22 protein-coding genes are annotated in these 26,291 nt (G+C 60.2%); 21 read left to right on the top strand and 1 reads right to left on the bottom strand.

Annotated elements, in window-relative coordinates:
* Window positions 1-9: 9 nt before the first annotated feature.
* The 4 genes from N1037_08950 to murD all read left to right on the top strand — a co-directional run bounded on the left by N1037_08950 (window position 10) and on the right by murD (window position 5,774).
* A complete protein-coding gene (locus N1037_08950) occupies window positions 10-1,509 on the top strand; it encodes a UDP-N-acetylmuramoyl-L-alanyl-D-glutamate--2,6-diaminopimelate ligase (protein UWS81118.1) in 1,500 nt (499 codons plus the stop codon).
* Window positions 1,506-2,960, top strand: coding sequence for a UDP-N-acetylmuramoyl-tripeptide--D-alanyl-D-alanine ligase (gene murF, locus N1037_08955; GenBank protein UWS81119.1), 1,455 nt, complete (start codon window positions 1,506-1,508; stop codon window positions 2,958-2,960). Before N1037_08950 ends, murF begins: the two co-directional genes overlap by 4 nt.
* A gap of 37 nt (window positions 2,961-2,997) precedes the next feature.
* Window positions 2,998-4,080 (top strand): phospho-N-acetylmuramoyl-pentapeptide-transferase, encoded by a 1,083-nt coding sequence (gene mraY, locus N1037_08960; GenBank protein ID UWS81120.1) that lies wholly within the window; start codon window positions 2,998-3,000, stop codon window positions 4,078-4,080.
* Between the two features lie 296 nt (window positions 4,081-4,376).
* Entirely contained in the window at window positions 4,377-5,774 is a 1,398-nt protein-coding gene (murD, locus tag N1037_08965; GenBank protein UWS81121.1) for a UDP-N-acetylmuramoyl-L-alanine--D-glutamate ligase, read from the top strand.
* Window positions 5,775-6,016: 242 nt separating this feature from the next.
* Here the strand turns inward: murD and N1037_08970 are convergent, their stop codons facing one another.
* Complete coding sequence (locus tag N1037_08970; protein ID UWS81122.1) at window positions 6,017-7,222, bottom strand: NAD(P)/FAD-dependent oxidoreductase; 1,206 nt, start codon at window positions 7,220-7,222, stop codon at window positions 6,017-6,019.
* A 217-nt stretch (window positions 7,223-7,439) separates the two neighbouring features.
* Between N1037_08970 and ftsW the strand changes: the two genes are divergently transcribed.
* From ftsW to N1037_09055, 17 genes are all read left to right on the top strand, one after another.
* Complete coding sequence (gene ftsW / locus N1037_08975; protein ID UWS81123.1) at window positions 7,440-8,609, top strand: putative lipid II flippase FtsW; 1,170 nt, start codon at window positions 7,440-7,442, stop codon at window positions 8,607-8,609.
* 69 nt (window positions 8,610-8,678) lie between these two features.
* Entirely contained in the window at window positions 8,679-9,773 is a 1,095-nt protein-coding gene (locus tag N1037_08980) for a UDP-N-acetylglucosamine--N-acetylmuramyl-(pentapeptide) pyrophosphoryl-undecaprenol N-acetylglucosamine transferase (GenBank protein ID UWS81124.1), read from the top strand.
* Entirely contained in the window at window positions 9,773-11,185 is a 1,413-nt protein-coding gene (gene murC, locus N1037_08985; protein ID UWS81333.1) for a UDP-N-acetylmuramate--L-alanine ligase, read from the top strand. Before N1037_08980 ends, murC begins: the two co-directional genes overlap by 1 nt.
* A 30-nt stretch (window positions 11,186-11,215) precedes the next feature.
* Window positions 11,216-12,427: an amino acid permease gene (locus tag N1037_08990; GenBank protein UWS81125.1), complete on the top strand. Its 1,212-nt coding sequence runs from the start codon at window positions 11,216-11,218 to the stop codon at window positions 12,425-12,427.
* Window positions 12,424-12,669: a DUF2484 family protein gene (locus N1037_08995; protein ID UWS81126.1), complete on the top strand. Its 246-nt coding sequence runs from the start codon at window positions 12,424-12,426 to the stop codon at window positions 12,667-12,669. Before N1037_08990 ends, N1037_08995 begins: the two co-directional genes overlap by 4 nt.
* Entirely contained in the window at window positions 12,666-12,935 is a 270-nt protein-coding gene (locus tag N1037_09000; GenBank protein UWS81127.1) for a DUF2484 family protein, read from the top strand. The genes N1037_08995 and N1037_09000 overlap by 4 nt, the downstream gene beginning before the upstream one ends.
* A 4-nt stretch (window positions 12,936-12,939) precedes the next feature.
* Window positions 12,940-13,242, top strand: a complete 303-nt coding sequence (locus N1037_09005; GenBank protein ID UWS81128.1) for a hypothetical protein — start codon at window positions 12,940-12,942, stop codon at window positions 13,240-13,242.
* The gene (murB, locus tag N1037_09010; protein UWS81129.1) at window positions 13,235-14,185 is read left to right on the top strand and encodes a UDP-N-acetylmuramate dehydrogenase; all 951 of its coding nucleotides are present in this window, start codon (window positions 13,235-13,237) and stop codon (window positions 14,183-14,185) included. Before N1037_09005 ends, murB begins: the two co-directional genes overlap by 8 nt.
* A 347-nt stretch (window positions 14,186-14,532) precedes the next feature.
* Window positions 14,533-15,453, top strand: a complete 921-nt coding sequence (locus N1037_09015) for a D-alanine--D-alanine ligase (GenBank protein ID UWS81130.1) — start codon at window positions 14,533-14,535, stop codon at window positions 15,451-15,453.
* Window positions 15,441-16,331 (top strand): cell division protein FtsQ/DivIB, encoded by an 891-nt coding sequence (locus tag N1037_09020; GenBank protein UWS81131.1) that lies wholly within the window; start codon window positions 15,441-15,443, stop codon window positions 16,329-16,331. The genes N1037_09015 and N1037_09020 overlap by 13 nt, the downstream gene beginning before the upstream one ends.
* 1 nt (window position 16,332) lies before the next feature.
* Window positions 16,333-17,667 (top strand): cell division protein FtsA, encoded by a 1,335-nt coding sequence (gene ftsA / locus N1037_09025; GenBank protein UWS81132.1) that lies wholly within the window; start codon window positions 16,333-16,335, stop codon window positions 17,665-17,667.
* A 375-nt stretch (window positions 17,668-18,042) separates the two neighbouring features.
* Window positions 18,043-19,761, top strand: a complete 1,719-nt coding sequence (ftsZ, locus tag N1037_09030) for a cell division protein FtsZ (protein ID UWS81133.1) — start codon at window positions 18,043-18,045, stop codon at window positions 19,759-19,761.
* Window positions 19,762-19,971: 210 nt separating this feature from the next.
* Window positions 19,972-20,907 (top strand): UDP-3-O-acyl-N-acetylglucosamine deacetylase, encoded by a 936-nt coding sequence (gene lpxC / locus N1037_09035; GenBank protein ID UWS81134.1) that lies wholly within the window; start codon window positions 19,972-19,974, stop codon window positions 20,905-20,907.
* A 350-nt stretch (window positions 20,908-21,257) separates the two neighbouring features.
* Window positions 21,258-22,106, top strand: a complete 849-nt coding sequence (locus N1037_09040) for an outer membrane protein assembly factor BamD (protein ID UWS81135.1) — start codon at window positions 21,258-21,260, stop codon at window positions 22,104-22,106.
* A 35-nt stretch (window positions 22,107-22,141) separates the two neighbouring features.
* Window positions 22,142-23,788, top strand: coding sequence for a DNA repair protein RecN (recN, locus tag N1037_09045; GenBank protein ID UWS81136.1), 1,647 nt, complete (start codon window positions 22,142-22,144; stop codon window positions 23,786-23,788).
* A gap of 109 nt (window positions 23,789-23,897) precedes the next feature.
* The gene (locus N1037_09050; GenBank protein ID UWS81137.1) at window positions 23,898-25,580 is read left to right on the top strand and encodes a chloride channel protein; all 1,683 of its coding nucleotides are present in this window, start codon (window positions 23,898-23,900) and stop codon (window positions 25,578-25,580) included.
* Between the two features lie 232 nt (window positions 25,581-25,812).
* Entirely contained in the window at window positions 25,813-26,001 is a 189-nt protein-coding gene (locus tag N1037_09055) for a hypothetical protein (protein ID UWS81138.1), read from the top strand.
* Window positions 26,002-26,291 lie beyond the last annotated feature (290 nt).

The raw sequence follows: 26,291 nt of genomic DNA on the forward strand, positions 1-26,291 counted from the left end.
GGGCCGCAGATGCGCAGCAACCCCGACGATACTTCTGATCTCCGCCCTCTGAGCGAGCTGGGTCTTACCGCCCGTGGCGGCGCGGATCCTCTGATTTCCGGGCTCTCGGTGGACAGCCGTGGGGTTTCTGAGGGAACGCTCTTTGCCGCCCTGCCGGGCAGTCTGGTTCATGGTGCCAAATTCATCTCGGCGGCGCTGGAGCAGGGGGCGGTTGCCATCCTGACCGATGCCGCAGGCGCCAGGATCGCCGCAAAACCTCTGGAGCAGAGCCATGCGGCTCTGGTGATCGTCGAAGATCCGCGCCAGGCGCTGGCCTATGCCTCGGCGCTTTGGTTTGGCGCTCAGCCGCAGACGATGGTTGCGGTGACCGGCACCAATGGCAAAACCTCGGTGGCGACCTTTGTGCGCCAGATCTGGTGCGCTCTGGGCCATGCGGCGGTCAACCTGGGCACCACCGGGATCGAGGGCGCCTGGAGCCACCCATTGGCCCATACCACCCCCGAACCCATCACCCTGCACCGCGCCCTGGCCAAGGCGGCGGAGGCGGGTGTCACCCATGCGGCGATGGAGGCGTCGTCCCATGGGTTGGATCAGTGTCGCCTTGACGGTGTGCAGCTGGCGGCGGCGGGTTTTACCAATTTCACCCAGGATCATCTGGATTACCACGAAACATTCGAGGCCTATTTTGCCGCCAAGGCGGGCTTGTTCCGCCGGGTTCTGCCCGAAGATGGTGTGGCGGTGATCAATATGAATGATCCGCGTGGCGCCGAGATGCGCGCGGTGGCCGCCGCGCGCGGCCAGGAGGTGATCAGCATTGGCCGGGGGTTGGGTGATATCAGCCTCACCGGGCAGCGGTTTGATGACACCGGGCAGGATCTGCGGTTCAACTGGCATGACCGCCCGTTTCAGGTGCGGCTGAACCTGATCGGTGGCTTTCAGGCGGAAAACGTGCTTTTGGCCTGCGGGCTGGTGATTGCGGGTGGTGAAGACCCGGCGGCAGTGTTTGACACCCTGCCGCAGCTGACCACGGTGCGCGGCCGCATGCAGCATGCGGCAACCCGCGACAATGGCGCCTCTGTGTTTGTCGACTACGCCCATACGCCGGATGCGGTGGCCACCGCGATCAAGGCCCTGCGCCCGCATGTGCTGGGGCGACTGATTGCCATCATCGGTGCCGGCGGCGATCGCGATGCCACGAAACGCCCGCTGATGGGGCAGGCCGGGCAGGACAATGCCGATGTTGTCATCGTGACCGATGATAATCCGCGTAGCGAAGATCCGGCTGTCATTCGCGCTGCAGTAAAGGGCGGCGCACCAGATGCGCTGGAGGTCGGCGACCGGGCTGAAGCGATCCTGCGCGGTGTCGATATGCTGGGTACCGGCGATGTGCTGCTGATCTGTGGCAAGGGCCATGAGAGCGGCCAGGTGGTTGGCAGTGATGTCCTGCCCTTTGATGATGTGGAGCAGGCCAGCATGGCTGTTTCCGTTTTGGATGGAAAAGCAATATGAGCGCGCTTTGGACAGCGGCAGAGGCCGCAACCGCAACCGGCGGCGAGGCCACAGGTGGCAGGACTGGTGGCAGCACTGGCGGCAGCGCAGGAGACTGGCAGGTCTCGGGCCTGTCGATTGACACCCGCACCTTGCAGCCGGGCGATTTGTTTGTGGCCCTGAAGGCGGCGCGTGACGGCCATGATTTTGTGGCACAGGCGCTGGAAAAAGGCGCCGGGGCTGCGCTGGTCAGCCATCGCCCAGAAGGGGTCGCGGCAGACGCGCCCCTACTGATTGTCGAGGATGTGCAGACGGCGCTGGAAGCCCTGGGGCAGGCGGCGCGGGCGCGCACCCGGGCCAAGGTGATTGCCGTCACCGGCTCGGTTGGCAAAACCTCGACCAAGGAAATGCTGGCCTGCATGTTGGCCGATCAGGGCCGCACCCATGCGGCTGTGGCCAGTTACAACAACCATTGGGGGGTGCCGCTGACCCTGGCGCGGATGCCGCGCGACACTGAATTTGCAGTGATCGAGATTGGCATGAACCACCCGGGCGAGATCGCACCCCTGGCCCTGCAGGCGCGCCCCCATGTGGCCATGGTGACCACAGTGGCAGCGGTGCATCTGGAGGCCTTTGACGATGTGGCGGCTATCGCCCGTGAAAAAGCCGCCATCATGCAGGGGCTGGAGCCCGGCGGTGTGGCGGTTTTGAATGCCGATATCGACAAGGCGCAGGTTTTGGCGCAGGAGGCACAAAGGCTGGGCGTCTCACAGCTGTGGTTTGGCGCGGCCGCAACAGACTACAGGGTGCTGACCACTCAGATCCGGGGTGAGGACACAGTTGCCGAGGTGCAATGCGGGGCGCAGGCTTTGAGCCTCACCATCCAGTCTCTGGGCGCGCATTTTGCGATGAATGCTCTGGGCGCGCTGGCCTGTGTTGCGGCGGTGGGCGCGGATGTGCGCCGGGCAGCGCAGGTTCTGGCCCTGTGGTCGCCGGTTCAGGGACGTGGCGCCCGGGTCGAGGTTGAGATGGGTGGCGGCAAGCTGCTGATCCTGGATGACAGCTATAACGCCAACCCCACTTCGATGGCGGCGGCTCTGGCGGTGCTGGCGGCGACGCCAAAGCTGGCAGCGCAGGGGGGTGGGGCCGCGCCTGCCGGGCGCAAGATTGCCTATCTTGGCGATATGGGCGAGCTGGGCCCGCAGGAGGCCGCGCTGCATGCCGGTCTTGCCGATCTGGCGGCGCTGGAGGCGCTGGACAGCATCCATTGCATCGGTCCGCTGATGGCCCATCTGCACGCAGCCTTACCTCTGGAAAAGCGCGGCAACCACTACGCAACCGCAGCGGATGTGCTGCCTGATTTGCCTGCGCAGCTGCGCTGTGGCGATATTGTGCTGGCCAAGGGATCTTTAAGCGCCGGGCTCTCCAAGGTCGTTGACGGCATCCGGGAATTGGGTCATGGCAAGCGCTAATCTTGAAACTTAACCTAAAGGCGAGGATCAATCCGAGATGCTCTATTGGCTGACAGCCCTGTCGGATGGCGGCGATTTCTTCAACCTGTTCCGCTATATCACCTTCCGGGCAGGGGGCGCGTTTATGACGGCGCTTCTGTTTGGCTTTTTGTTTGGCAAACCGCTGATCAATGTGCTGCGCCGCAGGCAGGGCAAAGGACAGCCGATCCGCGATGACGGGCCAGAGGGGCATTTCACCAAGGCGGGCACGCCAACAATGGGCGGGTTGCTTATTGTCGGGGCGCTGTTGACCGCGACTTTGATCTGGGCGCGGCTGGACAATCCCTTTGTCTGGCTGGTGCTGTTTGTCACCCTGTCGTTTGCGCTGATTGGTTTTGCCGATGACTACGCCAAGGTGTCCAAGCAGAACACTGCCGGAGTGTCGGGCAAGGTGCGGCTGCTATTGGGGATCATCATTGCGGTGATTGCGGCGCTCTGCGCCCGGGCCTTCCACCCTGAGGCGCTGCAGAACCAGCTGGCGCTACCGGTGTTCAAGGACACGCTGATCAATTTGGGCTATTTCTATGTGCCCTTTGTGATTTGCGTCATCGTCGGCTCTGCCAATGCGGTGAACCTGACCGATGGGCTGGATGGTCTGGCGATCATGCCGGTGATGATCGCGGCGGGGACGCTGGGGGTGATTGCCTATGCGGTTGGCCGGGTCGATTTCACCGAATATCTGGATGTGCACTATGTACCGGGAACCGGCGAGATCCTGATCTTTGCCGCCGCGCTGTTTGGTGGGGGCTTGGGCTTTTTGTGGTACAATGCGCCTCCGGCTGCGGTCTTTATGGGCGACACCGGTTCGCTTGCGCTTGGGGGGGCCTTGGGGGCCATCGCGGTGGTCACCAAACATGAGCTGGTCTGGGCCATCGTTGGTGGGTTGTTTGTGTTGGAGGCCCTGTCGGTGATCATTCAGGTGCTTTATTTTAAACGCACCGGTCGGCGGGTGTTCCTGATGGCGCCGATCCACCACCACTATGAGAAAAAGGGCTGGGCTGAACCCACCATTGTGATCCGGTTCTGGATCATTGCCTTGATCCTGGCGATGATTGGTCTGGCCACCTTGAAAGTGCGCTAGTTACTCTGGCCGCGCCAGCCTGTGTCGCAGAAACGAATGCAAAGAAGGTGGCCTCGGCCGCCTTTTTTGTTGCCCCTATTTGTTGTTCTTTATTCTTACGAAAAGGGGGGGCTCCCGCCAATTTCGAGAGGCTTTGCCTCTCTGCCAATTGTTGGGGGTGGCAGAGCCCTGCGGGCTCTGCGGTTGCGCCTGTGGATGCGTATGTAGGGATGCCTGAAGGGATCCTGTGAGCTCTTGCAAGTGGGACTGCTGCGGTGCACTGTGCGGCGAAAATTTGATCAAGTGTGAGGTAGGCGATGATCCCGGTTCAAGGGTTTGAAGGCGCGAGGGTTGCCGTTTTGGGGCTGGGACGGTCTGGCCTGGCCACGGCGCGGGCGCTGCTGGCAGGCGGCGCCACCCCGGTGTGTTGGGATGATCAGCAACAGGCGCGGGACCGGGCCGAGGCTGAGGGGTTTGAGCTGCGGGATCTGCACCGGCAGGGCGCCTTTGATGATATCGCCACTCTGGTGACCTCGCCGGGGATCCCGCATCTTTATCCGCAGCCAAACCCGGTGATCCGCGCCGCGCTGCAGGCGGGGGTGCCGGTGGACAATGACATCGGGCTGTTTTTTGCGTCATTGCCCGCCCAGGGCTGGGACATGCTGGACCAGCCGCCCAAGGTGGTGGCCATCACTGGCTCCAACGGTAAATCCACCACGGTGGCGCTGCTGCATCATATCCTGGAAAGCGTTGGTCGTGACAGCCAGATGGCAGGCAATATCGGCCGTGGCGTGCTGGATATCGACCCGCCCGGAGAGGCCGGTGTTGTGGTGCTGGAACTGTCCAGTTACCAGACCGAACTGGCCCGCGCCCTGACCCCGGATGTGGCCATCCTGACCAATCTGTCGCCGGACCATCTGGACCGCCATGCCGGGCTGGGGGGGTACTTTGCCGCCAAACGCAGGCTGTTTGCCGAAGGTGGGCCGGACCGGGCCATCATTGGCATTGATGAGGACGAAGGCCTGTTTCTGGCGGGGCAGATGTCACAGGCCTCCAGCGATGACCGGGTGATCCGGGTGGCCACGGGGCGCAAGTTGAGCGGGCCGGGCTGGCAGGTCTTTGCCCGCAAAGGATTCCTTAGCGAGATGCGCAAGGGGCGGCAGGTGGGCGCGATTGATCTGCGCCAGATGATGGGCTTGCCCGGAGCGCACAACCATCAGAATGCCTGCGCTGCCTATGCGGCGGCGCGGGTCCTGGGGCTGGCGCCGCGGGTGATTGAAGCGGCCCTGGCCACCTATCCCGGATTGCCGCACCGCAGCCAGACCGTGGCCGAGGTGGCGGGGGTGCGCTATGTCAATGACAGCAAGGCCACCAATCTGGACAGTGCCGCCAAAGCATTGAGCGCCTTTAAGAATATCCGCTGGATCTGCGGTGGATTGGAAAAAGAGGGCGGCCTGGGCGCGCTTGGCGGTCAGACTGGATCGGTGCGCAAAGCCTATGTGATTGGCCGCGAGGCTGCGGGCTTTGCCATGCAGCTGGATGTGGAGGCGGAGGTCTGCACCACAATGGAGCGGGCGGTCGCCTGCGCGGTGGCAGATGCAGAGCCCGGCGATGTGGTGCTATTGGCGCCTGCGGCGGCGAGCTTTGATCAATATGACAATTTCGAACGGCGCGGCGATGATTTCATTTCTGAAGTTCACAAGCAATTGGGCTGATTTTTTAGCGAGGTTTTGGCTGGGGGGGGCTCGGGTTCACCAAAACGGAAAACCCGTTTCGGAACCACCCCCGCCAATGCCCTTGCTGACAGGAGCCGCGTCCGGTTCAAGAGAAATAACCGCATCCCCGCTGGGAGCGGGGCCCCGCGGCGATTTCTCCTGAGCCTGCCGCTCTTCTCCTGCCTGCTCAGGGGCAGGCGAGGGTGGCTCCGAAACGGAAATTCCGCAATGGCGAGGGACGATCAGGCGCCAGTTGCGTTACCGGTGGCATTTCCGGCGGCGATGGCTTGGCCTGCGGCATGGCCCGAAGCCCAGGCCCATTGGAAGTTGTAGCCGCCCAACCACCCGGTGACATCGACGGCCTCGCCAATGGCAAAGAGGCCGGGCTGGGATTTGGCCTGCATGGTTTTGGACGATAGCGCATCGGTGTCGATGCCGCCCAGGGTGACTTCGGCGGTGCGGTAGCCTTCTGAACCACCGGGGGTGAGCTGCCAGCTCTGCAATGTATCGCAGAGGGCCTGTAGTGCGGCGTCTGACTGATCCGCCAACCGGCCGGTGATGGCGAATTCTGCGGTGAGGAAGTCCACCAGACGTCCCGGAAGATGGCGGGCAATTTCAGTGGTGAGGGCGCGGCGACCCTGGGCCTGGCGCTGATCGCGCAACAGGGTGAACAGATCGGTCTGGGGGATCAGGTTGACGGTGATCGCTTCGCCCTCATGCCAATAGGAGGAGAGTTGCAGCACCGCAGGGCCGGAGAGGCCACGATGGGTAAACAACAGGGCTTCGTCAAAGTTGGCGCGGTTGTTGGACAGGCGCGCGGGCAGGGCGGTGCCAGCCAGAGCGGTGAACCGCCCCTCGGGAAAGGTGAAGGGAACCAGGCCCGGGTGGGTGTCAATCAACGGCAGGTCAAATTGGCGGGCTATGTCATAGGCGAGGCCGGTGGCGCCCATCTTGGGGATGCTTTTGCCGCCGGTGGCCAGCACCAGATTGGCGCAGCTCACCCGTTGCGGGCTGCCATCGCGCAGCAGTGTCAGCTGGTAGTGGCCGCCCTCATAGCGGACTTTCTCAACCGAGGTTTTGAGCCAGAGTTGCGCCCCCGCCTGTGTCAGCTCCTCCACCAGCATGGCGACGATCTGTTTGGCGGAGCCATCGCAAAACAACTGGCCCAGGGTCTTTTCATGCCAGGCGATGCCGTGCCGGTCGACCAGCGAGATAAAATCCCATTGGCTATAGCGGGCCAGGGCGGATTTGCAGAAATGCGGGTTCCGCGACAGGTAGTTCTCCGGGGTGACGTCCAGATTGGTGAAATTGCTGCGCCCGCCGCCTGAAATGCGGATCTTTTCACCCGGGGATTTAGCGTGGTCCACCACCAGGCAGTCGCCGCCTGCATGGGCAGCACACATCATGCCGGCGGCGCCAGCGCCGAGAATCACGGTGTTTACAAACATTCTGTGCATCCATCACGGATGGGCCAGTGGCGCAAGGGGCGAGCCTCAGGGGGGGGCAGCTGAGCGCTGTGGCAGTGGGAAACGGGGCGGCGCATAGAGGCTGCAAAAACCTGCTGTTGCATCATCAATGGGCTGGCTTGAAGCGCAGTTTGCGGTTACGCTGTCTGCAATGACCCCAAAATGGGGCTGATTTTGAGGCAAAACTGGCGGTAATCCCATGACTGAGATGGTCTATGGAGCGGTTCCTGTACCCACAGGTGAACCGATCCTTCCGAAATGGTGGCGGACGTTGGACAAATGGTCCATGTCCTGCATTCTGACGCTCTTTGTGCTGGGATTGCTTTTAGGCTTGGCGGCCTCGGTGCCTTTGGCCGAGCGCAACGGGTTTGACAATTTCCACTATGTGCAGCGGCAGGCCATCTATGGCGTCACGGCGCTGATGGCAATGATCCTGACCTCGATGATGTCGCCGCAATTGGTGCGGCGTTTGGCTGTTGTTGGCTTTGCCTGTGCCTTTCTGGCCCTGGCGCTGCTGCCCATTCTGGGGACAGACTTTGGCAAGGGGGCTGTGCGCTGGTATTCGTTGGGCTTTGCCTCGTTGCAGCCTTCTGAGTTTCTCAAGCCCGGTTTTGTTGTGGTTGCGGCCTGGATGATATCTTCCAGTCAGCAGATCAATGGACCACCCGGAACCTTGATCTCCTTTGGGATCTGTATGGCGGTGGTGATGATGTTGGTGTTGCAGCCTGATTTTGGCCAGGCCTGTCTGATCCTGTTTGGCTGGGGGGTGATGTATTTTGTCGCCGGTGCCCCGATGCTGCTGTTGGTCGGAATGGCCTGTGTTGTGGTGTTGGGCGGAGTTTTTGCCTATTCTAGCTCCGAGCATTTTGCCCGCCGTATCGACGGGTTCCTGAACCCCGAAATCGACCCCACCACCCAGATGGGCTATGCCACCAATGCGATCCGCGAAGGCGGGTTGTTTGGGGTTGGTGTCGGCGAGGGCCAGGTGAAATGGTCGCTGCCAGATGCCCATACGGATTTCATCGTGGCGGTCGCCGCCGAAGAATATGGCCTGATCCTGGTTTTGGTGCTGATTGGTTTGTACGCCATGGTCGTGGTGCGCTCCCTGTTTCGACTGATGCGCGAGCGCGATACCTTTATTCGGCTGGCGGGTACTGGTCTGGTTTGCATGTTTGGGGTGCAGGCGATGATCAATATGGGGGTGGCTGTGCGCCTGCTTCCAGCCAAAGGTATGACGCTGCCCTTTGTCAGCTACGGCGGGTCTTCGCTGATTGCCGGCGGGATCGCGTTGGGGATGCTCTTGTCTTTTACCCGCGCAAGGCCGCAGGGTGAGATCGCCGATTTCCTGCGTGGTCGCGGGCGCGGCTGATCTCAGAGACCCAAAAGCACTGGCCCAGAAGCATTATGGGCCAGGCTCAAGCAAAGAAGCGCGATTGATATGACACAGAAACTGCTCTTGATGGCGGCCGGTGGCACCGGTGGGCATATGTTTCCTGCCCAGGCCCTGGCTGAGGCGATGCTGCGCAGGGGGTGGCGGGTAAAGCTGTCGACCGATGCGCGCGGCGCACGCTACACGGGCGGCTTTCCCCATACCACCGAAATCACGCAGGTATCCTCGGCCACTTTTGCCCGTGGCGGGCTGCTGGCCAAGGCCATGGTGGCCCCCAAGATTGCCGGAGGCATTTTGTCGATGGCCTGGCAGATGCGCCGCGATCGCCCGGATGCGGTGGTCGGCTTTGGTGGCTATCCGTCAATTCCGGCTCTGGGCGCGGCGACGCTGCTGAAACTTCCCCGGATGATCCACGAACAAAACGGCGTGCTGGGGCGGGTAAACCAGCTGTTTTCAACACGGGTGGCCGGGGTTGCATGTGGCACCTGGCCCACCGATCTGCCGGATACTGTGCCCCATGAACATGTGGGCAACCCTGTGCGCGCCGCGGTGATGGAGCGGGCAGGGGCCGGCTATATCGAGCCAGGCGCCTACCCGATGTCGATCCTGGTGATGGGCGGCAGTCAGGGTGCACGCATCCTGTCGGATGTGGTGCCTGCGGCCATTGCCGCGCTGCCGCAAGAGATCCGCCAATTTTTGCGCGTCTCGCATCAGGCCCGCGATGAGGACATGGAACGTGTCAGCACCTTTTACGCCGAACAGGGAATTTCAGCGGATGTACAGCCGTTCTTTAGTGACGTGCCTGCGCGCATGTCCGAAGCACAGCTGGTGATCTCGCGCGCCGGGGCCTCATCGGTGGCGGATATATCTGTGATTGGCCGCCCCGCCATTTTGGTGCCCTATGCGGCGGCGACCGGTGATCATCAAACCGCCAATGCCCGTGGGCTGGTGGATGCCGGTGGCGCTATTTTGATCCCCGAAAGCGCCCTTGACGCGCGGGCGCTGAGCGCGCAAATCGAGGCAGTTTTGAGCAACCCGCAGGCGGCGATGCAAATGTCGCTTGCAGCATTAAGCGCCGGTGTTCCCGATGCCACCGACAGATTGGTGGCTCTGGTCGAGCAACTGGCCGAGGAAGGAAAATGATGACCCCAGCAACCAAACTGCCCGGTGACGTTGGCCCCATCCATTTTGTTGGTATCGGTGGCATTGGCATGTCCGGTATTGCTGAGGTTCTATTGAACCTGGGCTATGTGGTGCAGGGCTCTGATCTGAAGGCCTCCAAGATTACCCAGCGGCTGGAAAAGCTGGGCGCCCTGGTTTTTGTCGGGCAAAAGGCGGAAAACCTGGCCGAGGCTGAGGTGGTGGTGATTTCCTCTGCCATCAAACCCGGCAACCCCGAGCTGGACGAGGCCCGCCGTCGTGGTCTGCCGGTGGTGCGCCGCGCCGAGATGTTGGCAGAGCTGATGCGGCTGAAATCCAATATCGCCATTGGCGGCACCCATGGCAAAACCACCACCACAACCATGATGGCCGAACTGATGGTGGCTGGCAAATTTGACCCCACCGTTGTCAATGGCGGCATCATCCACGCCTATGGGTCCAACGCCCGCATGGGGCAGGGCGAATGGATGGTGGTGGAAGCGGATGAAAGCGACGGCACCTTCAACCGTCTGCCCGCCACCATTGCTGTGGTCACCAATATCGACCCCGAACATATGGAACACTGGGGTGATTTTGACACCCTGCGCGATGGCTTTCATGAGTTTGTCTCCAATATCCCGTTTTACGGCGTGGCGGTTTGCTGCACCGATCACGCCGAGGTGCAGGCCCTGGTGGGCCGGATCACCGATCGCCGGGTTGTCACCTATGGGTTCAACGCCCAGGCCGATGTGCGGGCCACCAACCTGACCTATAAGGCGGGGGTGGCGCATTTTGACATTCATCTGCAGGCCGAGGGTCAGGTGATCGAAGGCTGTAGCCTGCCAATGCCAGGCGATCACAATGTCTCCAACGCGCTGTCAGCGGTGGCTGTGGCGCGGCATCTGGGCATGAACACCAGCGAAATCCGCGAGGCCCTGGCTGCCTTTGGCGGTGTCAATCGCCGCTTTACCAAGGTGGGCGAAGTGAATGGCGTCACCATCATTGATGACTATGGCCATCACCCGGTCGAAATCGCAGCTGTGCTCCGGGCGGCGCGTCAGGCCATTGCCGATACGCCGGGCGCGCGGGTCATTGCGGTGCATCAGCCCCATCGCTATTCGCGCCTGTCGGATCTGTTTGAGGATTTCTGCGCCTGTTTCAACGAAGCAGACGTGGTTGCCATCGCCGAGGTCTTTGCCGCGGGTGAAGATCCAATCCCCGGCGCCAGCCGCGATGATCTGGTTGCCGGCATGATCCGCCACGGCCACCGTCACGCCCGTGCCTTGCTGGATGAGGACGATCTGGAACGGCTGGTGCGCGAACAGGCCCGCCCCGGCGATATGGTGGTTTGCCTGGGGGCCGGGACGATCAGCACCTGGGCCAATGGTCTGCCTGAGCGATTGAGCCGCAGCTGATGTCTGTCTAACCCCAAAAGGATCCGCCAAATGAGCCAGCAGCTGAAGCGCCGTATCGGACTAGGTCTTTTGACTGCCTATGGTATCGGCGTCATGGTGGGGGCGGGGATCTATGTATTGGTGGGGGCAGTGGCTGCCGAGGCCGGGGTGCTGGCGCCGCTGGCCTTTTTGCTTGCCGGGCTGATCGCGGCGCCAACGGCGCTGTCTTATGCTGAATTCTCCTCTCGCCTGCCCGAGGCCGCAGGCGAGGCCGCCTATGTCGGCCAGGGGTTCAACTCCAAGTTCTTTGCTATCTTTGTCGGGCTGGCGGTGGTGGTTGCCGGCACGGTGTCAGCCGGGGCTGTCCTGCGCGGCGGGGCTGGCTATTTTGCTGCTGCCACCGGGATAGATGCTGAGCTTGCCATCATTGGCATGGGGGTGGCCCTGGTTCTGGTCGCCATTATCGGTGTGCTGGAAAGCTTTGCGCTTGTGGCGGTCTTTACGCTGATCGAGGTGCTGGGCCTGGCCCTGGTGGTTTGGGCTGGGTTTTCCACCTCGGCCAGCCCCGACTGGAACGCGGCCTTGCCGCTGGCCGAGATGATCACGACGCCGGGACTGGCCACAGGGATTGCCTTTGGTGCGGTTTTGGCTTTCTTTGCCTTTATTGGCTTTGAAGACATTGTAAACATGGCAGAAGAGGTGCGAAATCCAACCCGCATTCTGCCCCAGGCTATTGTCATTTCCCTGGCTGTAACCTCGGTGATCTACGCACTGGTCTGTTGGGCCGCGGTTCGAACGGTGCCGCTGGACGCGCTGGCAAGCTCCGATAGCCCGCTGGCGCTGGTCTGGCAGCAGTCGCAGGGTGGCAATGCACGGTTCTTATCGGCGATTGCGGTCTTTGCGGCGCTCAATGGTGTGCTGGCCCAGATCGTCATGGCCTCGCGGGTGCTATACGGATTGGGAGGCAGGACCACCTGGCTGGCGGCGTTTCGTCATGCGCATCCGCGTTTTGGCACCCCGGTGCGCGCCACCGTACTGATTGGTTTGGCGGTTCTTGTCGCTGCCTATTGGCTACCGGTTGCGCAGCTGGCGAGTGTTACATCCGCCACGCTTTTGTCTGTTTTTGTGCTGGTGAACCTGGCCCTGATCCTGCAAAAACGCCGCCAGCCAGAGGCGCCTTTTCAGGTGCCCTTTGCAGTTCCTGTGGTGGGTCTGATCCTATCGCTACTGGCGCTGGCCACCGCAGTAGGCGGGTGGATGTGAGCCTGATCGCCGCCATCCTTTGGGTTCTGGCCACCACAGCCGTGGCCATGCTGCCGGTTGAGCGGCATTTTGTGCCGGGGCGCATCCTGTTGTTTATTGCTCCGTTTCTGCTGGTCTGGATGGCATTTGAGCTGGGCTGGATTGCAGTGGTGTTTGGGCTGTTTGCTGTAGGATCGATGTACCGTCGTCCAATCAAATACTACTGGACCAAATGGCGCCAGCCGACGGAGGGGCCGCAATGACCCTCTCGCTAACCCTGGCCGCTGTCTGGGCGCTGCTGGCCAATCTTCTTGCGATGGTCCCCAGTAAGGACAAACACTGGCGGCGCGCCTATATCTTGATTGCAATTGGCATCCCACTGCTGGGCTATGTGGTTTACGAGAACGGCCCCTGGTGGGGGCTGGCGGTGCTTTGCGCTGCCATGAGCGTGCTGCGCTGGCCGTTGATCTATCTAGGGCGCTGGCTGCGCAGGGGAGGCGCTTCGACCTCTGGTGATGAGGAGAGCTAGCCAGATGTTTTGGGTTGGGTTGGCCGTGGTGGTCGGAGCGGTGTTTGGACTAACCGGAAAGGCCCGCTGGTTCATCACTCTCTTCACCGGTATAACTATTTTAGTCGGGGGGCTTTGGCTCTACGATTATTATACTGTGGTTATCCCAAACATGGAACAAGCAGGCAGCGATGACGGGACCAGAATTGGCTTTGCCTTTGCGAGTGCTTTGCTTTTGGTCACTTGGCTTGCAACTTTGCTCGCCTTCTGCTTTTGGCTGATGATCAATACTTTTTACGCTGGATGGACTGGCCCTGAACATGTCTGAATTTGATCTTGCAAATTTGCCATCGGTACGTGGCAAGCTGACCCCAAATCGCGCCCTGTCTGATCTGACCTGGCTGCGCGTCGGTGGTGCGGCTGACTATCTGTTCCAGCCAGTGGATGTTGACGACTTGCAGAACTTCCTGGCGCAATTGCCCGCTGACATTGCCGTTTTTCCCATGGGCGTAGGCTCTAACCTCATTGTGCGCGATGGGGGCTTGCGGGCTGTGGTGATCCGCTTGGGGCGCGGCTTTAACGGGATCGAGATTGAGGGCGATCTGGTCACCGCAGGGGCAGCGGCGCTGGATGCCCATGTGGCGCGAAAAGCCGCTGACGCAGGCCTGGACCTGACCTTTTTGCGCACCATTCCCGGCTCTATTGGTGGCGCGGTGCGAATGAATGCCGGTTGCTATGGCTCTTATGTGGCGGATCATTTTGTCTCAGCTCAGATCGTCACCCGGCAAGGAGAGCTGCGCGTGATCACGGCGCAGGAGCTCGCGTTCCAGTATCGCCAGACTGAGCTGCCAGAAGGCGCGGTGCTGATTTCGGCCACATTGCGTGCCGAGGCTGCGGATCCAGACGCCCTGCATGACCGGATGAAAGCCCAGCTGCAAAAGCGCGATGACACCCAGCCCACCAAGGACCGCTCTGCCGGGTCGACCTTTCGCAATCCGGCCGGGTTTTCCTCGACCGGCCGCGCGGATGATGTGCAGGATCTGAAGGCCTGGAAGGTGATTGATGACGCCGGGATGCGCGGTGCCCAGCTGGGCGGTGCACAAATGAGCGAGAAACACTCGAACTTTATGATCAACACGGGTGGCGCAACTGCCGCAGATCTGGAGACTTTGGGCGAAGATGTCAGAAAAAAGGTTTACGCCAATTCCGGCATAACGCTAGAATGGGAAATCATGAGGGTCGGAGAACCCCTGTTAGAGCAGCAAGAATAACGTCGGAACATTCAAAACACGCAACCTTTTCAAATCTTTATAGGTTTGCTTGGGGGATGTTTTTGCCGTTTGGGCGTGACAGCAGGCAGGCACGATCTTAAACATGGTAAAGGCGCTATTAATAACCCGGTAAGATTTGCGGCGTTATGATGGCACAGGGCTCCTGTTTAGGGGGCGAATTTCCGCCGGATGGCCTTAGGCAGTCATTTGGTGGGCAGGATCTTGGATCTTGCAACTGTTAGGGGCCTCAGGCCCCGGAATACGGGCAACGACCCGAAAATAATGCGGGTCCGTTTTAGGGCTCCAATAACCAAGGGCGCAAAGCCCGATAATTTTGAGGCGCTATCGTGGGTGAGTCGAGCAGAGCACTCCCGAAAGTGGCGGTACTATTGGGCGGGCCCTCAGCAGAACGTGAGGTGTCTTTGTCCAGTGGGCGTGAATGCGCAGCCGCACTACGGGGCGAAGGATATGATGTGGTAGAACTGGACGCCGGTCCGGACCTTTACGCACAGCTTTTGACTGCCAGACCAGATGTGGTTTTTAACGCCCTGCATGGCCGCTGGGGTGAAGATGGCTGTGTGCAGGGCCTGCTGGAATGGATGGGGCTGCCCTATACGCATTCGGGTGTTCTGGCCTCGGCGCTGGCGATGGATAAACAGCGCAGCAAGATGGTGTTCCATGAGGCTGGCCTGCCAATCATGAAAAGCGGCCTTTTTGCCAAAGCGGAGGTGATGGCCGATCATGTGATGGCACCGCCCTATGTGGTAAAGCCCAACAACGAAGGCTCCAGTGTTGGGATCTATCTGGTGCATGAAGCCGCCAATGGCCCGCCAGCCCTGTCCCCTGACATGCCGGATGAAGTCCTGGTTGAGGCCTTTGCCCCGGGGCGGGAGCTCAGCGTTTCGGTGCTGGGGGATCGCGCGCTTGAGGTGACCGATATTCTGACAGATGGCTGGTATGACTATGACGCCAAATACAAACCCGGCGGGTCGCGCCATGTGATTCCGGCGGATATTCCGGCGGATATTCGTGACCTCTGTCTTGATTACGCGCTGCGCGCCCATCGCGCCCTGGGCTGCCGGGGATTGAGCCGCACTGATATTCGCTGGGACGAGTCCAAAGGCGCGGCGGGTTTGATCCTGTTGGAAACCAACAACCAGCCCGGTATGACGCCGACCTCGCTGGCGCCGGAACAGGCGGCCCATTGTGGCCTGGACTTTGGTGCGCTCTGCGCATGGTTGGTAAAGGACGCCTCATGCGGACGCTAAAGGATCGCATCACCCGCAAAGCCAGTCAGGCTGACCCGGCGCCATCGCGGCTGAAGTATCGGCTGCAACGCTGGATGTTGACCCCCGGCATTCGCTTTGGGTTGAAATTTGGCGTGCCTCTGTGCTTGCTTCTGGCTGCCACCGGGGCTTTCCTTGCGGATCAGGAGCGGCGCGATATGGTGCATGACAGCCTGTTGTCGCTGCGTGCTGCCATCGAAGAGCGCCCCGAATTCATGGTCAATGTCATGGCTGTTGATGGGGCGGGGGCCTCTGTGGCGCAGGATGTGCGCGAAGTGCTGCCGCTGGATTTCCCGGTGAGCTCCTTTGATCTGGACCTGGCGCAGATCCGGAGTGAGATCGAAAGCCTGGCACCGGTAAAGGCGGTGAATGTACGCATTCGCCCCGGTGGGATTTTGCAAATCGACATCGAAGAACGCAGCCCGGCGATGATCTGGCGCAACCGCGAAGGCCTGGCGCTGCTGGATAAGACCGGCGCGCATGTGGCCGAGTTGGGGCGGCGGGCGATGCACCCGGAGCTGCCGTTGATCGCGGGGAAATCCGCGGATCTCATGGCGGACGAAGCCTTGGAATTGTTTGCCACCGCGCGGCCGCTTGGCGGGCGTTTGCGCGGATTGGTACGGATAGGAGAGCGCCGCTGGGATGTGGTGCTGGACCGCGGCCAGCGGATCATGTTGCCGCAGGATAATCCAGTGCAGGCGCTGGAGCGGGTGATCGTGGTGAGCGAAGTACAGGACCTGCTGGAGCGCGATGTCGCGGTGGTGGATATGCGAATTGCGGCGCGGCCGACGGTTCGAATGACGGAGAATGCAGTGGAAAACTGGTGGCGCATCAGAGAAATGAACGAGGGTGGGTTGTAAGATGACGGATCTTTATCAGTCCCAGCGTGCAATGCGGCAGATGCGCCGTCAGGCGATGCAGCGTGGGGTCGTGGCCATTCTGGATATTGGCAGTTCAAAAATTGCCTGTCTGGTGTTGCGCTTTGATGGCTCCGGTCGGCTCAGCGAGGATAATTCCATTGGCTCTTTAGCGGGACAATCCGGGTTTCGGGTGATTGGCGCGGCCACCACCCGGTCGCGCGGGGTGCAGTTTGGCGAAATCACCGCCATGCAAGAGACCGAGCGCGCCATTCGCACCGCAGTGCAGGCGGCGCAAAAGATGGCCGGGGTGCGGGTCGATCATGTGATTGCCAGTTTTTCCGGCGCCAATCCGCGCTCATATGGGTTGGATGCCCGGTTGGAGCTGGACGGTCAGGAAGTCTCTGAATCCGAGATTGCCCAGGTGCTCGCCGCCTGTGAGGTTCCGGAATACGGCCCTGGACGTGAGGTACTGCATGCGCAACCGGTGAACTTTGCCCTTGATAATCGTTCGGGGCTTGCGGATCCACGCGGCCAGCTGGGGCAAACGCTGGCGGTGGATATGCATATGCTGACGGTGGACACCGGCACGGTGCAGAACCTGGTGCGCTGTATCCAGCGCTGCGATCTGGAACTTGCCGGGATTGCCTCCTCTGCCTATGCTTCGGGCTACGCGGCACTGGTCGAAGACGAGCAAGAGCTGGGCGCTGCCTGTATCGACATGGGCGGCGGCTCTACCTCGATTTCGGTCTTTATGAAAAAGCATATGATCTATGCCGATGCGGTGCGTATGGGCGGCGATCACATCACCAGCGATATTTCCATGGGGCTGGGCGTTCCGATGGCCAATGCGGAACGGATCAAAACCTTCTGTGGGGGCGTCCATGCCACCGGCGTCGATGACCGGGACATGATCGACATTGGCGGCGACACGGGCGACTGGGAACATGACCGGCGCACTGTTAGCCGCGCGGAACTGATTGGCATTATGCGCCCCCGGGTGGAGGAAATCCTCGAAGAGGTGCGCGCGCGGCTCGATGCCGCCGGATTCGAATACCTTCCAAGCCAGCAGATCGTTCTCACCGGCGGCTCCAGTCAGATCCTGGGGCTCGACGGTTTGGCCACGCGCATCCTGGGGCAACAGGTTCGCCTGGGTCGGCCTTTGCGGGTCCACGGCCTGCCGCAGTCCGCCACCGGACCGGGGTTTGCCTCTGCCGTTGGGTTGAGCCTGTTTGCCGCCCACCCGCAGGATGAGTGGTGGGATTTTGAAACCCCTGTTGACCGCTATCCGGCCCGCTCCATCAGCCGGGCGGTGCGTTGGTTCCGGGACAACTGGTAAAAGCAGCAGAAAAAATATCCCCAGCCTGTGGAAAAACCTGGACCGAGCCGGGTGACAGGGCTGGGAAAAACAGATAACAAAGATATAACAGTCGCAAAAAGTGACGCAAAACTGCCGAGCAGAAGGCAACCGTCAAAATTGAACCTGTGACCCTGGTGGTAGTCCCGCTGGGGTAGGTTGCATTGTGTCGGGGGCTGTGGCGTTCTACCAAATCTGCCTGCATGAGCGGAGATTTGCGGGTTTTTCCCGGAGATGGGCCATATTTTGTGGCAGATTTCGTTTTTTGGGATGACGAGACTCCGCCTTCACGGTAAGATTGAGGTGGAAAAACAGGAATAGCCCTTGCGGGAGGGCTGAGAAACAGGCGGAAAGAGCATGACATTGAACCTTTCGATGCCCGGGCAGGAAGAGCTGGCCCCTAAGATCACCGTGTTTGGTGTCGGTGGCGCAGGTGGCAATGCGGTCAATAATATGATCGCAAAAGAGCTGGAAGGTGTCGATTTTGTCGTCGCCAATACCGATGCTCAAGCCCTTCAGCAGAACGCGGCAAAAAGTCGGATCCAGCTGGGCGTAAAAGTCACCGAAGGGCTCGGCGCTGGTGCGCGTCCCTCCGTTGGTTCGGCCTCTGCTGAGGAAAGCATTGAACAGATCGTTGACCACCTGGCAGGCGCTCACATGTGCTTTATCACTGCCGGTATGGGCGGCGGCACCGGTACCGGTGCGGCGCCCATCATTGCGCAGGCGGCCCGTGAACTGGGTGTGCTGACCGTGGGTGTTGTCACCAAGCCTTTCCAGTTCGAAGGCAACAAGCGGATGAAACAGGCCGAGGAGGGCGTCGAAGCCCTGCAAAAGGTCGTTGATACGCTGATCATCATTCCCAACCAGAACCTGTTCCGTCTGGCCAATGAAAAGACCACCTTCACCGAGGCCTTCTCGATGGCGGATGACGTGTTGTATCAGGGCGTCAAGGGCGTGACCGATCTGATGGTGCGTCCGGGCCTGATCAACCTCGACTTTGCCGATGTGCGCGCCGTGATGGACGAAATGGGCAAGGCGATGATGGGCACCGGAGAGGCCGAGGGCGAAGATCGCGCCGTTCAGGCTGCTGAAAAAGCCATCGCCAACCCATTGCTGGATGAAATCAGCCTGCGTGGAGCCAAGGGTGTTCTCATCAACATCACCGGCGCCCATGATCTCACCCTGTTTGAATTGGACGAAGCCGCCAATCGCATCCGCGAAGAGGTGGACCCCGAGGCCAATATCATCGTTGGCTCGACCCTGGATACCGCCATGGAAGGCCGGATGCGTGTCTCCGTCGTGGCAACCGGTATCGACGCGACTGACGTAATGACAGATATGCCTGTGCCACGTCGTCCAATGTCGGCACCGCTGAAAAAATCTGTCAGCGTCGAAGAGGCCCGTCCGGCTCCGTTGGAGCTGAGCACACCTGTTGAGCAACCACAGGTTGCGGAGGCTGAGCCTGCTCAGGCCGTTCAGGAGCCATCCTTGTTCGAAAGCCTTGAGGTGCAGCCGGTTGCGGCACAGGAAACGGCCGAGGAAGTTTTTGAAGAGATCGAAGACAACGGTCAGCACGGGCTGCCACAGCCGGCCTATCAGCCGCAGGTTCCCGCTTTCCAGCCACAGGTTGATGCGGTTGAAGAACAGCCCGGTGCCTCCTTTGTTGCGCCCAAAGCGCCTGCGCCCGGCACCCCTTCGCCGGATGCTATCGTGCGCCTGCAGGCCGCCGCTGCCCGTGCGCAGGGGCAGCAGCCCATGGCGAAATCGGTTCCGGCACAGGCGCCGGTGCAGGCTGCTCCAGCACCACAACCACAGCATCGTCCAGCTGCGGCCTCCGCCTCCCACGAGGCAGAACCACAGTCTGAACAGCGTCGGTTTGGCCTTAACTCTTTGATCCACCGGATGACCGGCAGCGCAGCCGAAACGCAGGCCGCAAAGCCGCAGCCGGTGCGTCAGCAACCGCCGGTTCAGCAGCGGGCAGCAGCGCCGCAGCCGCAACCGGTGCAGCAACAAGAGGGCGATGCTGAGCAGGATCGTATCGAAATCCCGGCTTTCCTGCGCCGTCAAGCAAATTAACCTTTCACTAATCTATTCTGAAGGGCCGCCTCGGGGCGGCCCTTTTTTATTTTAAATCAATGAATTGCACGGTTTTGAGCAGTGTTTTGCCGATCTGTTACAGGGATGTTTCAAACCGTTACAAAGATTGAGTTGTGGCTTTTTTGTGAAATCCTTACCTATCTTCCCAACACGGCGCATGTCGCCGGACAAAGTGATCAGGAGCACAAGGTGCAAAATACGCTTAAAGCATCAGTGACATTTGAAGGTGTTGGCCTGCATTCCGGCCAATCGGCACGTCTTGTGATCAACCCGGCGGCAGCGGGGCACGGCATCGTTTTCAAACGCACTGACATCGCTTTGGGCAACACCATGGTTCCGGCACTATGGGATCATGTTGAACGCACCGCTCTGTGCACACGGCTTGTCAATTCGGCCGGTGTGTCGGTTTCCACCGTTGAACACGTGATGGCCGCCTTGGCGGGCTGCGGCGTTCACAATGCACTGATCGAAATTGACGGCCCCGAAGTGCCAATCCTGGACGGCTCCTCTGCCGAGTTCGTGCGCGGTATCATGGGGCAGGGCACCCATCGGCTGGCAACCCCAGTTTCGGCTATTCAGGTTCTCAAACCTGTCACCGTAGAAAAAGACGGTGCCACAGCCACCTTGTTGCCCTGTGATCGCCTGATGATTGAATTCCACATCGACTTTGATGAGCAGGCCATTGGACGTCAAAGCCGCATTCTGGACCTGCGTAATGGTGCCTTTGTGCGGGAACTTTGCGATAGCCGCACCTTCTGCCGTCGCGTCGATGTCGAAAACATGCAGGCCAATGGTCTCGCCCTTGGCGGCGTCCCGGGCGAAAATGCAATTGTCTTTGATGGCAGCCGTGTCGAAAGTGGAGAGGGGCTGCGCCACTCAGACGAACCTGTGCGCCACAAAATGCTGGACGCGCTGGGGGATCTGGCCTTGGCTGGTGGCCCTCTTCTGGGGCGCTACGTGGGGGACCGGGCAGGCCATGCCCTGACCAACACCCTGCTTCGTGAACTTTTTGCCACCCCAGGGGCCATGCGCCGGGTTGATTGTGATCTGGCGATGACAGCACGTTTGCCAGGACAGGGGCTTGTCCGCTCCGAAATTCCCCATCCCAGCCGTCGCGTCGCCTAATAGCGGCCTGCGTTGCCGATCTGGGCTGCGAATGGCCTGACCGGGCGTGCACAGGCCCCCCCCAGAAAAACCGGAAATCTAGATGTTTGGCCGCTCATAAACGACCAGAGAGCACCGCAACAATTTGGTGAAGATGGCCCCGCTTGTGCGGGGCTTTTAGCATTTTGGGAAGGCAGAGCTTTGCTGTTGAAGCGGGCTTGTCGGGCGGACAGGCTTGACCATGACAAACATTCTCTGCCAAGTGGGGGCGAAGTGGTTGAAAGGCGTTTTGTACGCTGGATGAATGTGCTAAACGGGGCAGAACCCGGGGCATGACACCCGAAAGTCAAAGACGGTGAGGTTTAGGCGATATGATCGGCATCAAGGCAGGAGCCAAATTTGTCAGCGCGGCTCTGTTGATGGCAGCACTTTCTGGATGTGGCGGGGATGGTGGCGCCGCTGAGCAGACGGTGCCGCTAGAAAGTTACACACCGCAACAGATCTTTGAACGTGGGGAATTTGAGCTGGCGCGCAGCCGCACCAAAGATGCCGCATTCTACTTTTCTGAGATCGAACGCCTGTACCCCTATTCGGAATATGCCAAGCAAGCCCTGATCATGCAGGCCTATTCCAATCACAAGGCAAAAGATTATGAGAGCAGCCGCAGTGCTGCACAGCGCTTTATTGATTTCTACCCAACAGATGAAGATGCAGCCTATGCGCAGTATCTTCTGGCGCTAAGCTACTATGACCAAATCGACGAGGTCGGACGCGATCAGGGGCTGACCTTTCAGGCGCTGCAATCACTGCGCACGGTGATCGAGGTTTATCCAGACAGCGAATATGCCACCTCAGCGATTTTGAAGTTTGATCTCGCCTTTGACCATCTGGCAGGCAAGGAAATGGAAATTGGCCGCTATTACCTGCGGCGTGGCCACTATACCTCGGCTATCAATCGGTTCCGGGTTGTGGTTGAGGATTTTCAGACCACCAGCCATACGGCTGAAGCCCTGCACCGACTGGTCGAATCCTATCTGTCGCTGGGCCTGACCGAAGAGGCGCAGACCGCCGGCGCCATTCTGGGGCATAACTATCAATCGACCGATTGGTATGAGGACAGTTATAAACTGCTGACATCGCAGGGGCTCAAGCTCAAAGATCGGGGCAATAACTGGCTGAGCCAGATTTACCGCCAATCGATCAAAGGCCGCTGGCTCTAGTCTGCCTGACGACGGAACAAGGCGAAAACCCGGCTATGCTGCGTGCACTTGATATTCGTGATCTTCTGATCATTGACCACTTGGAGCTGGCGTTTCAGCCAGGTCTGAACGTGTTGACCGGCGAAACCGGGGCAGGCAAATCCATTCTGTTGGATTCGCTTGGCTTTGTTCTGGGCTGGCGTGGCCGCGCCGAGCTGGTGCGCCAGGGGGCTTCCCAGGGGGAGGTCATTGCCGAATTCGATCTCGGCGCTGACCACCCGGCGCATGCCATTCTGCAAGAGGCGGGGCTGCCGGGCGGCGAGGAATTGGTGCTGCGGCGGGTCAACACAGCGGATGGCCGCAAAACGGCCTGGGTCAATGACCGGCGCTGTTCGGGCGAAGTGCTGCGTCGACTGTCGGAAACACTGGTTGAGCTGCACGGCCAGCATGATGACCGGGGGCTGTTGAACCCACGGGGGCATCGGGCCTTGTTGGACGCTTTTGCCTCGATCTCTGGCCTGTTGGCCCAGACCCGGACCGCATGGGGCGCTGTAGCCAAGGCACGCAAGACTGTACAGGCGACCCGCGCGGCGCTGGAGGCGGTGCGCGCCGAGGAAGAATTTCTGCGCCATGCCGTGGCAGAGCTGGATAAACTTGACCCTCAGATTGGCGAAGACGAAACCCTGGACGCACAGCGCCGCCAGATGCAGCAGGCTGAACGCATTCGCGGCGATATTGCCCGCGCCCACGCACTGCTGAGCGAAGGCGCTGAGCCCTCTTTGGGCGAAGCCCAGCGGTGGCTTGAGGGCGTTGAGGGCGGCGACGACACTGGGCTGACCGCGCCGCTGAGCGCCCTGAGCCGGGCCATGGTTGAGCTGGGCGAGGCGCAAGACGGTGTGCAGAGAGTGCTGGAAGGGCTGGAGTTCAATCCAGGAGATCTGGAAGACTGCGAAGCACGGTTGTTTGAAATCAGAGCATTGGCTCGAAAATATGGTGTCCAACCTGACGAACTCGCGGCCCATGCAGATCTGTTGCGCGGCAAACTTGCCGCCCTGGATGCCGGGGACCGTGACCTTTCAGATCAGGAAGCGGCACTGGCGCAGGCTGATGCTGACTATCAGTCACTGGCGGATCAACTAAGTGCGGCGCGCCGCGACAATGCTGACGCCCTGGATCAGGCCGTGATGGCTGAACTTGCTCCGCTCAAAATGGAACGGGCGGTGTTCAAAACGCTGATTGAGCCAGCCGAAGCCGGACCCGAAGGGTGTGACTCCGTGGCCTTTACCGTGGCAACCAATCCCGGCGCGCCCTCTGGCCCCTTGAACAAAATCGCCTCGGGCGGCGAGCTGAGCCGCTTTCTGCTGGCTTTGAAAGTTTGTTTGCGGGGCGATGATCAAAGCAAGACCCTGATTTTTGACGAAATTGACCGGGGTGTTGGTGGCGCGACCGCGGATGCGGTGGGGCGGCGGCTGAAATCGCTTGCGACATCCGGCCAGGTTCTGGTGGTCACCCATTCCCCTCAGGTTGCTGCCCAGGGTGGTTACCATTGGCGGGTGCAAAAACGGGTTGCCGAGGGCATCACCCTGTCCGAAGTTGTGCCTTTGGATACCGAAAACCGGGTGGATGAAATTGCCCGAATGGTTTCTGGTGATACAATCACCCCAGAGGCCCGCGCCGCTGCGCGCGCTTTGCTGGCAAGCTAAGGCACTATCGGCCTGAGAATAAGGTCAGGCTGTCGTTCCATGCCAACCAATTCTTTACGGTCTATTTTTATTTTAGGCTGAACGTTCAAAACCATTTTGCAGGATTCCAATGTCCAAGCCGCACGACCACTCGCTGTCTGCTCAGTTTTCCAGAGGGATTTCTGAGATGAAGGACAGCTGGCGTGTTCTGCTGCACCGCGGCCCAAGCCAGTTTCGGTTCTGGTTTATTGCGCTGCTGATCGGCGTCAGCGCCGGTTTTGCGGCCTTGCTGTTCCGCAAGGGAATTTCCGCTCTGCAGGCCTGGGTCTATGGCGCTGAGGATGTCAATTATCTCCATAGTTTTGCAGCAGATCTTCCGTGGTACTGGCTGGTCTTGATTGCCACTTTGGGGGGGCTGATCGTCGGCATCATCCTGGATCGTTTCACCCCGGACGGACGGGTGCGGTCGGTGGCTGATGTTATCGAGGGGGCCGCCCTGAACGAGGGGCGGCTGGAAATGAAAGCGGGCCTTGCCTCGGCACTCGCCTCTTTCTTGACCCTCTCTACGGGGGGATCATCGGGGCGCGAAGGGCCGGTTGTGCACCTGGCCGGGGTGATCTCCAGCTGGGTGAGTGATAAAATCCGCGCTGATGGGATCACCGGGCGTGACCTGCTGGGCTGTGCTGTTGCGGCGGCGGTTTCCGCCAGCTTTAACGCGCCCATCGCCGGCGCGCTTTTTGCGCTGGAGGTGGTCTTGCGCCATTTTGCGGTGCATGCATTTGCCCCCATTGTGATTGCCTCGGTGGCGGGGACGGTCATCAACCGACTTGCCTATGGCGATGTGACTGAGTTTTCCATGCAGACCCCGGGTGCCTTGCAGTTTTATGTGGAGTTGCCCGCCTTTCTGATGCTTGGGGTGATTTGCGGTTTGGTTGCTGTTGTCCTGATGCGGGCGATCTTTTTTGCCGATCACGTCGGTGATGTTGTTCATCAGGGGCTGCGGATACCGCGCTGGCTGCGGCCGGCTATTTCCGGGCTTTTGCTCGGGGTGATCGCCATTTGGTACCCCCATATCATCGGGGTTGGTTATGAGACAACGGAGCTGGCGCTGACGGGGGGCTTGGTGCTGTCGCAGGCGCTTATTTTTGTGGTGGTCAAAACTGCCGCTGTCGCCATTACCATGGGTGGCCGTATGGGCGGCGGCGTGTTTTCCCCTTCCTTGATGATTGGGGCGCTGACTGGCCTGGCATTTGGGTTGATTGCCACCTCTGTACTGCCGGATGTATCTGGCACCCATACTCTCTACGCCTTTGCTGGTATGGGTGCGGTGGCCGCCGCCGTGTTGGGCGCGCCGATTTCGACAACCTTGATCGTGTTTGAGCTGACCGGCGACTGGCAGATCGGCCTTGCTGTCATGGTGGCGGTTTCGATCTCGACCGCCCTGGCGTCACGTTTGGTGGACCGCTCCTTCTTTCTGACCCAGCTAGAGCGGCGCAATATTCACTGTGCGGCGGGACCGCAGGCCTATCTTCTGGCGCTGCTCAGATCGGATGCGGTGATGCGCCCACTTGGTGACCCACGCTGCGCCTCCCAGGAAGAATGTGAGGCCTTGCACAGTCAGGGGCTCAGCCTGGAGAATGGCGCTTCGCTGGAGGCGGCGCTGCCGGTGTTTGACCGGGCTGATGCAGTGTTTTTGCCAGTGGTGGAGGTGAACGACGGCGCAGAGGTGCTGCTTGGGGCGGTTTACCACGTAGATGCGCTAAAGGCCTACAACCGTGCCTTGGTTGCCGTCGCGGCTGAGGAACACAGCTAAAATTGTCTATCTCGAACCTTGGACCGCTGCTTTGGTGGTGAATTTTGCCAAGAAGCGGGTTCAAAATATGATCAGAACTCCAATTTGCACCAAATTTCTAACGATACCTTTGCGAATTGCGAGGTATCTACATCACATATAGGTTAATTTTTTCTTTCTATTGATTAGACGCTTGGATTGTCGGATTCTGTTCTTGCGGTAACATTCGTTACTAAAGTGCGGAAGGGAAAACATGCGTACTTTAAAAGATAGCCCGGAAGAGGCTGCACAAAGTTTGACTATAGGCGAGCTGGATAAGGAAAAGGCATCCCTGGAAGCATTGATTGACTACGCGATGCAATGCGCGATGGAGACCAATGTTTTTAGTGCAAATGGTCGGCTGGAGGATGTGCGGCGCACCCTGTGTCGCGCGGTGCTCTAAGCTCTGATGCGGCTTTATCCCAAGCTCTGATGCGGCTGGGGCAGAACCTTTTCGATCTGCCAAATCGTGCCTTTGGGTGCGCTTAGTCTTTTGACTGATTTATTGCTTGTAGCTGGCTGGCGACTGACTGGTTTTGACCCAAGCGGCTTTTGTGGCGAGTATTTGCCCCCCCCCTAGCTGCCCGCGATCCCGGCTAGCGCCTACGACGGGGGAGCACAGACAAAAGCAAATAGCCGCGGCACGTTGCGCTGCTACAGGTATCCCCAACCGCCAGGCGCCATTATCTCCCG

It is taken from the genome of Phaeobacter sp. G2 (assembly GCA_025163595.1).
Lineage (GTDB): Bacteria > Pseudomonadota > Alphaproteobacteria > Rhodobacterales > Rhodobacteraceae > Pseudophaeobacter.

Excerpts from the sequence above, each read along its gene's own strand:
- N1037_08950 (UWS81118.1), top strand. The coding sequence starts at position 10 with ATGCGCAGCAACCCCGACGATACTTCTGATCTCCGCCCTCTGAGCGAG.
- murF (UWS81119.1), top strand. The coding sequence starts at position 1,506 with ATGAGCGCGCTTTGGACAGCGGCAGAGGCCGCAACCGCAACCGGCGGC.
- mraY (UWS81120.1), top strand. The coding sequence starts at position 2,998 with ATGCTCTATTGGCTGACAGCCCTGTCGGATGGCGGCGATTTCTTCAAC.
- murD (UWS81121.1), top strand. The coding sequence starts at position 4,377 with ATGATCCCGGTTCAAGGGTTTGAAGGCGCGAGGGTTGCCGTTTTGGGG.
- N1037_08970 (UWS81122.1), bottom strand. The coding sequence starts at position 7,222 with ATGTTTGTAAACACCGTGATTCTCGGCGCTGGCGCCGCCGGCATGATG.
- ftsW (UWS81123.1), top strand. The coding sequence starts at position 7,440 with ATGACTGAGATGGTCTATGGAGCGGTTCCTGTACCCACAGGTGAACCG.
- N1037_08980 (UWS81124.1), top strand. The coding sequence starts at position 8,679 with ATGACACAGAAACTGCTCTTGATGGCGGCCGGTGGCACCGGTGGGCAT.
- murC (UWS81333.1), top strand. The coding sequence starts at position 9,773 with ATGACCCCAGCAACCAAACTGCCCGGTGACGTTGGCCCCATCCATTTT.
- N1037_08990 (UWS81125.1), top strand. The coding sequence starts at position 11,216 with ATGAGCCAGCAGCTGAAGCGCCGTATCGGACTAGGTCTTTTGACTGCC.
- N1037_09000 (UWS81127.1), top strand. The coding sequence starts at position 12,666 with ATGACCCTCTCGCTAACCCTGGCCGCTGTCTGGGCGCTGCTGGCCAAT.
- N1037_09005 (UWS81128.1), top strand. The coding sequence starts at position 12,940 with ATGTTTTGGGTTGGGTTGGCCGTGGTGGTCGGAGCGGTGTTTGGACTA.
- murB (UWS81129.1), top strand. The coding sequence starts at position 13,235 with ATGTCTGAATTTGATCTTGCAAATTTGCCATCGGTACGTGGCAAGCTG.
- N1037_09020 (UWS81131.1), top strand. The coding sequence starts at position 15,441 with ATGCGGACGCTAAAGGATCGCATCACCCGCAAAGCCAGTCAGGCTGAC.
- ftsA (UWS81132.1), top strand. The coding sequence starts at position 16,333 with ATGACGGATCTTTATCAGTCCCAGCGTGCAATGCGGCAGATGCGCCGT.
- ftsZ (UWS81133.1), top strand. The coding sequence starts at position 18,043 with ATGACATTGAACCTTTCGATGCCCGGGCAGGAAGAGCTGGCCCCTAAG.
- N1037_09040 (UWS81135.1), top strand. The coding sequence starts at position 21,258 with ATGATCGGCATCAAGGCAGGAGCCAAATTTGTCAGCGCGGCTCTGTTG.
- recN (UWS81136.1), top strand. The coding sequence starts at position 22,142 with ATGCTGCGTGCACTTGATATTCGTGATCTTCTGATCATTGACCACTTG.
- N1037_09050 (UWS81137.1), top strand. The coding sequence starts at position 23,898 with ATGTCCAAGCCGCACGACCACTCGCTGTCTGCTCAGTTTTCCAGAGGG.
- N1037_09055 (UWS81138.1), top strand. The coding sequence starts at position 25,813 with ATGCGTACTTTAAAAGATAGCCCGGAAGAGGCTGCACAAAGTTTGACT.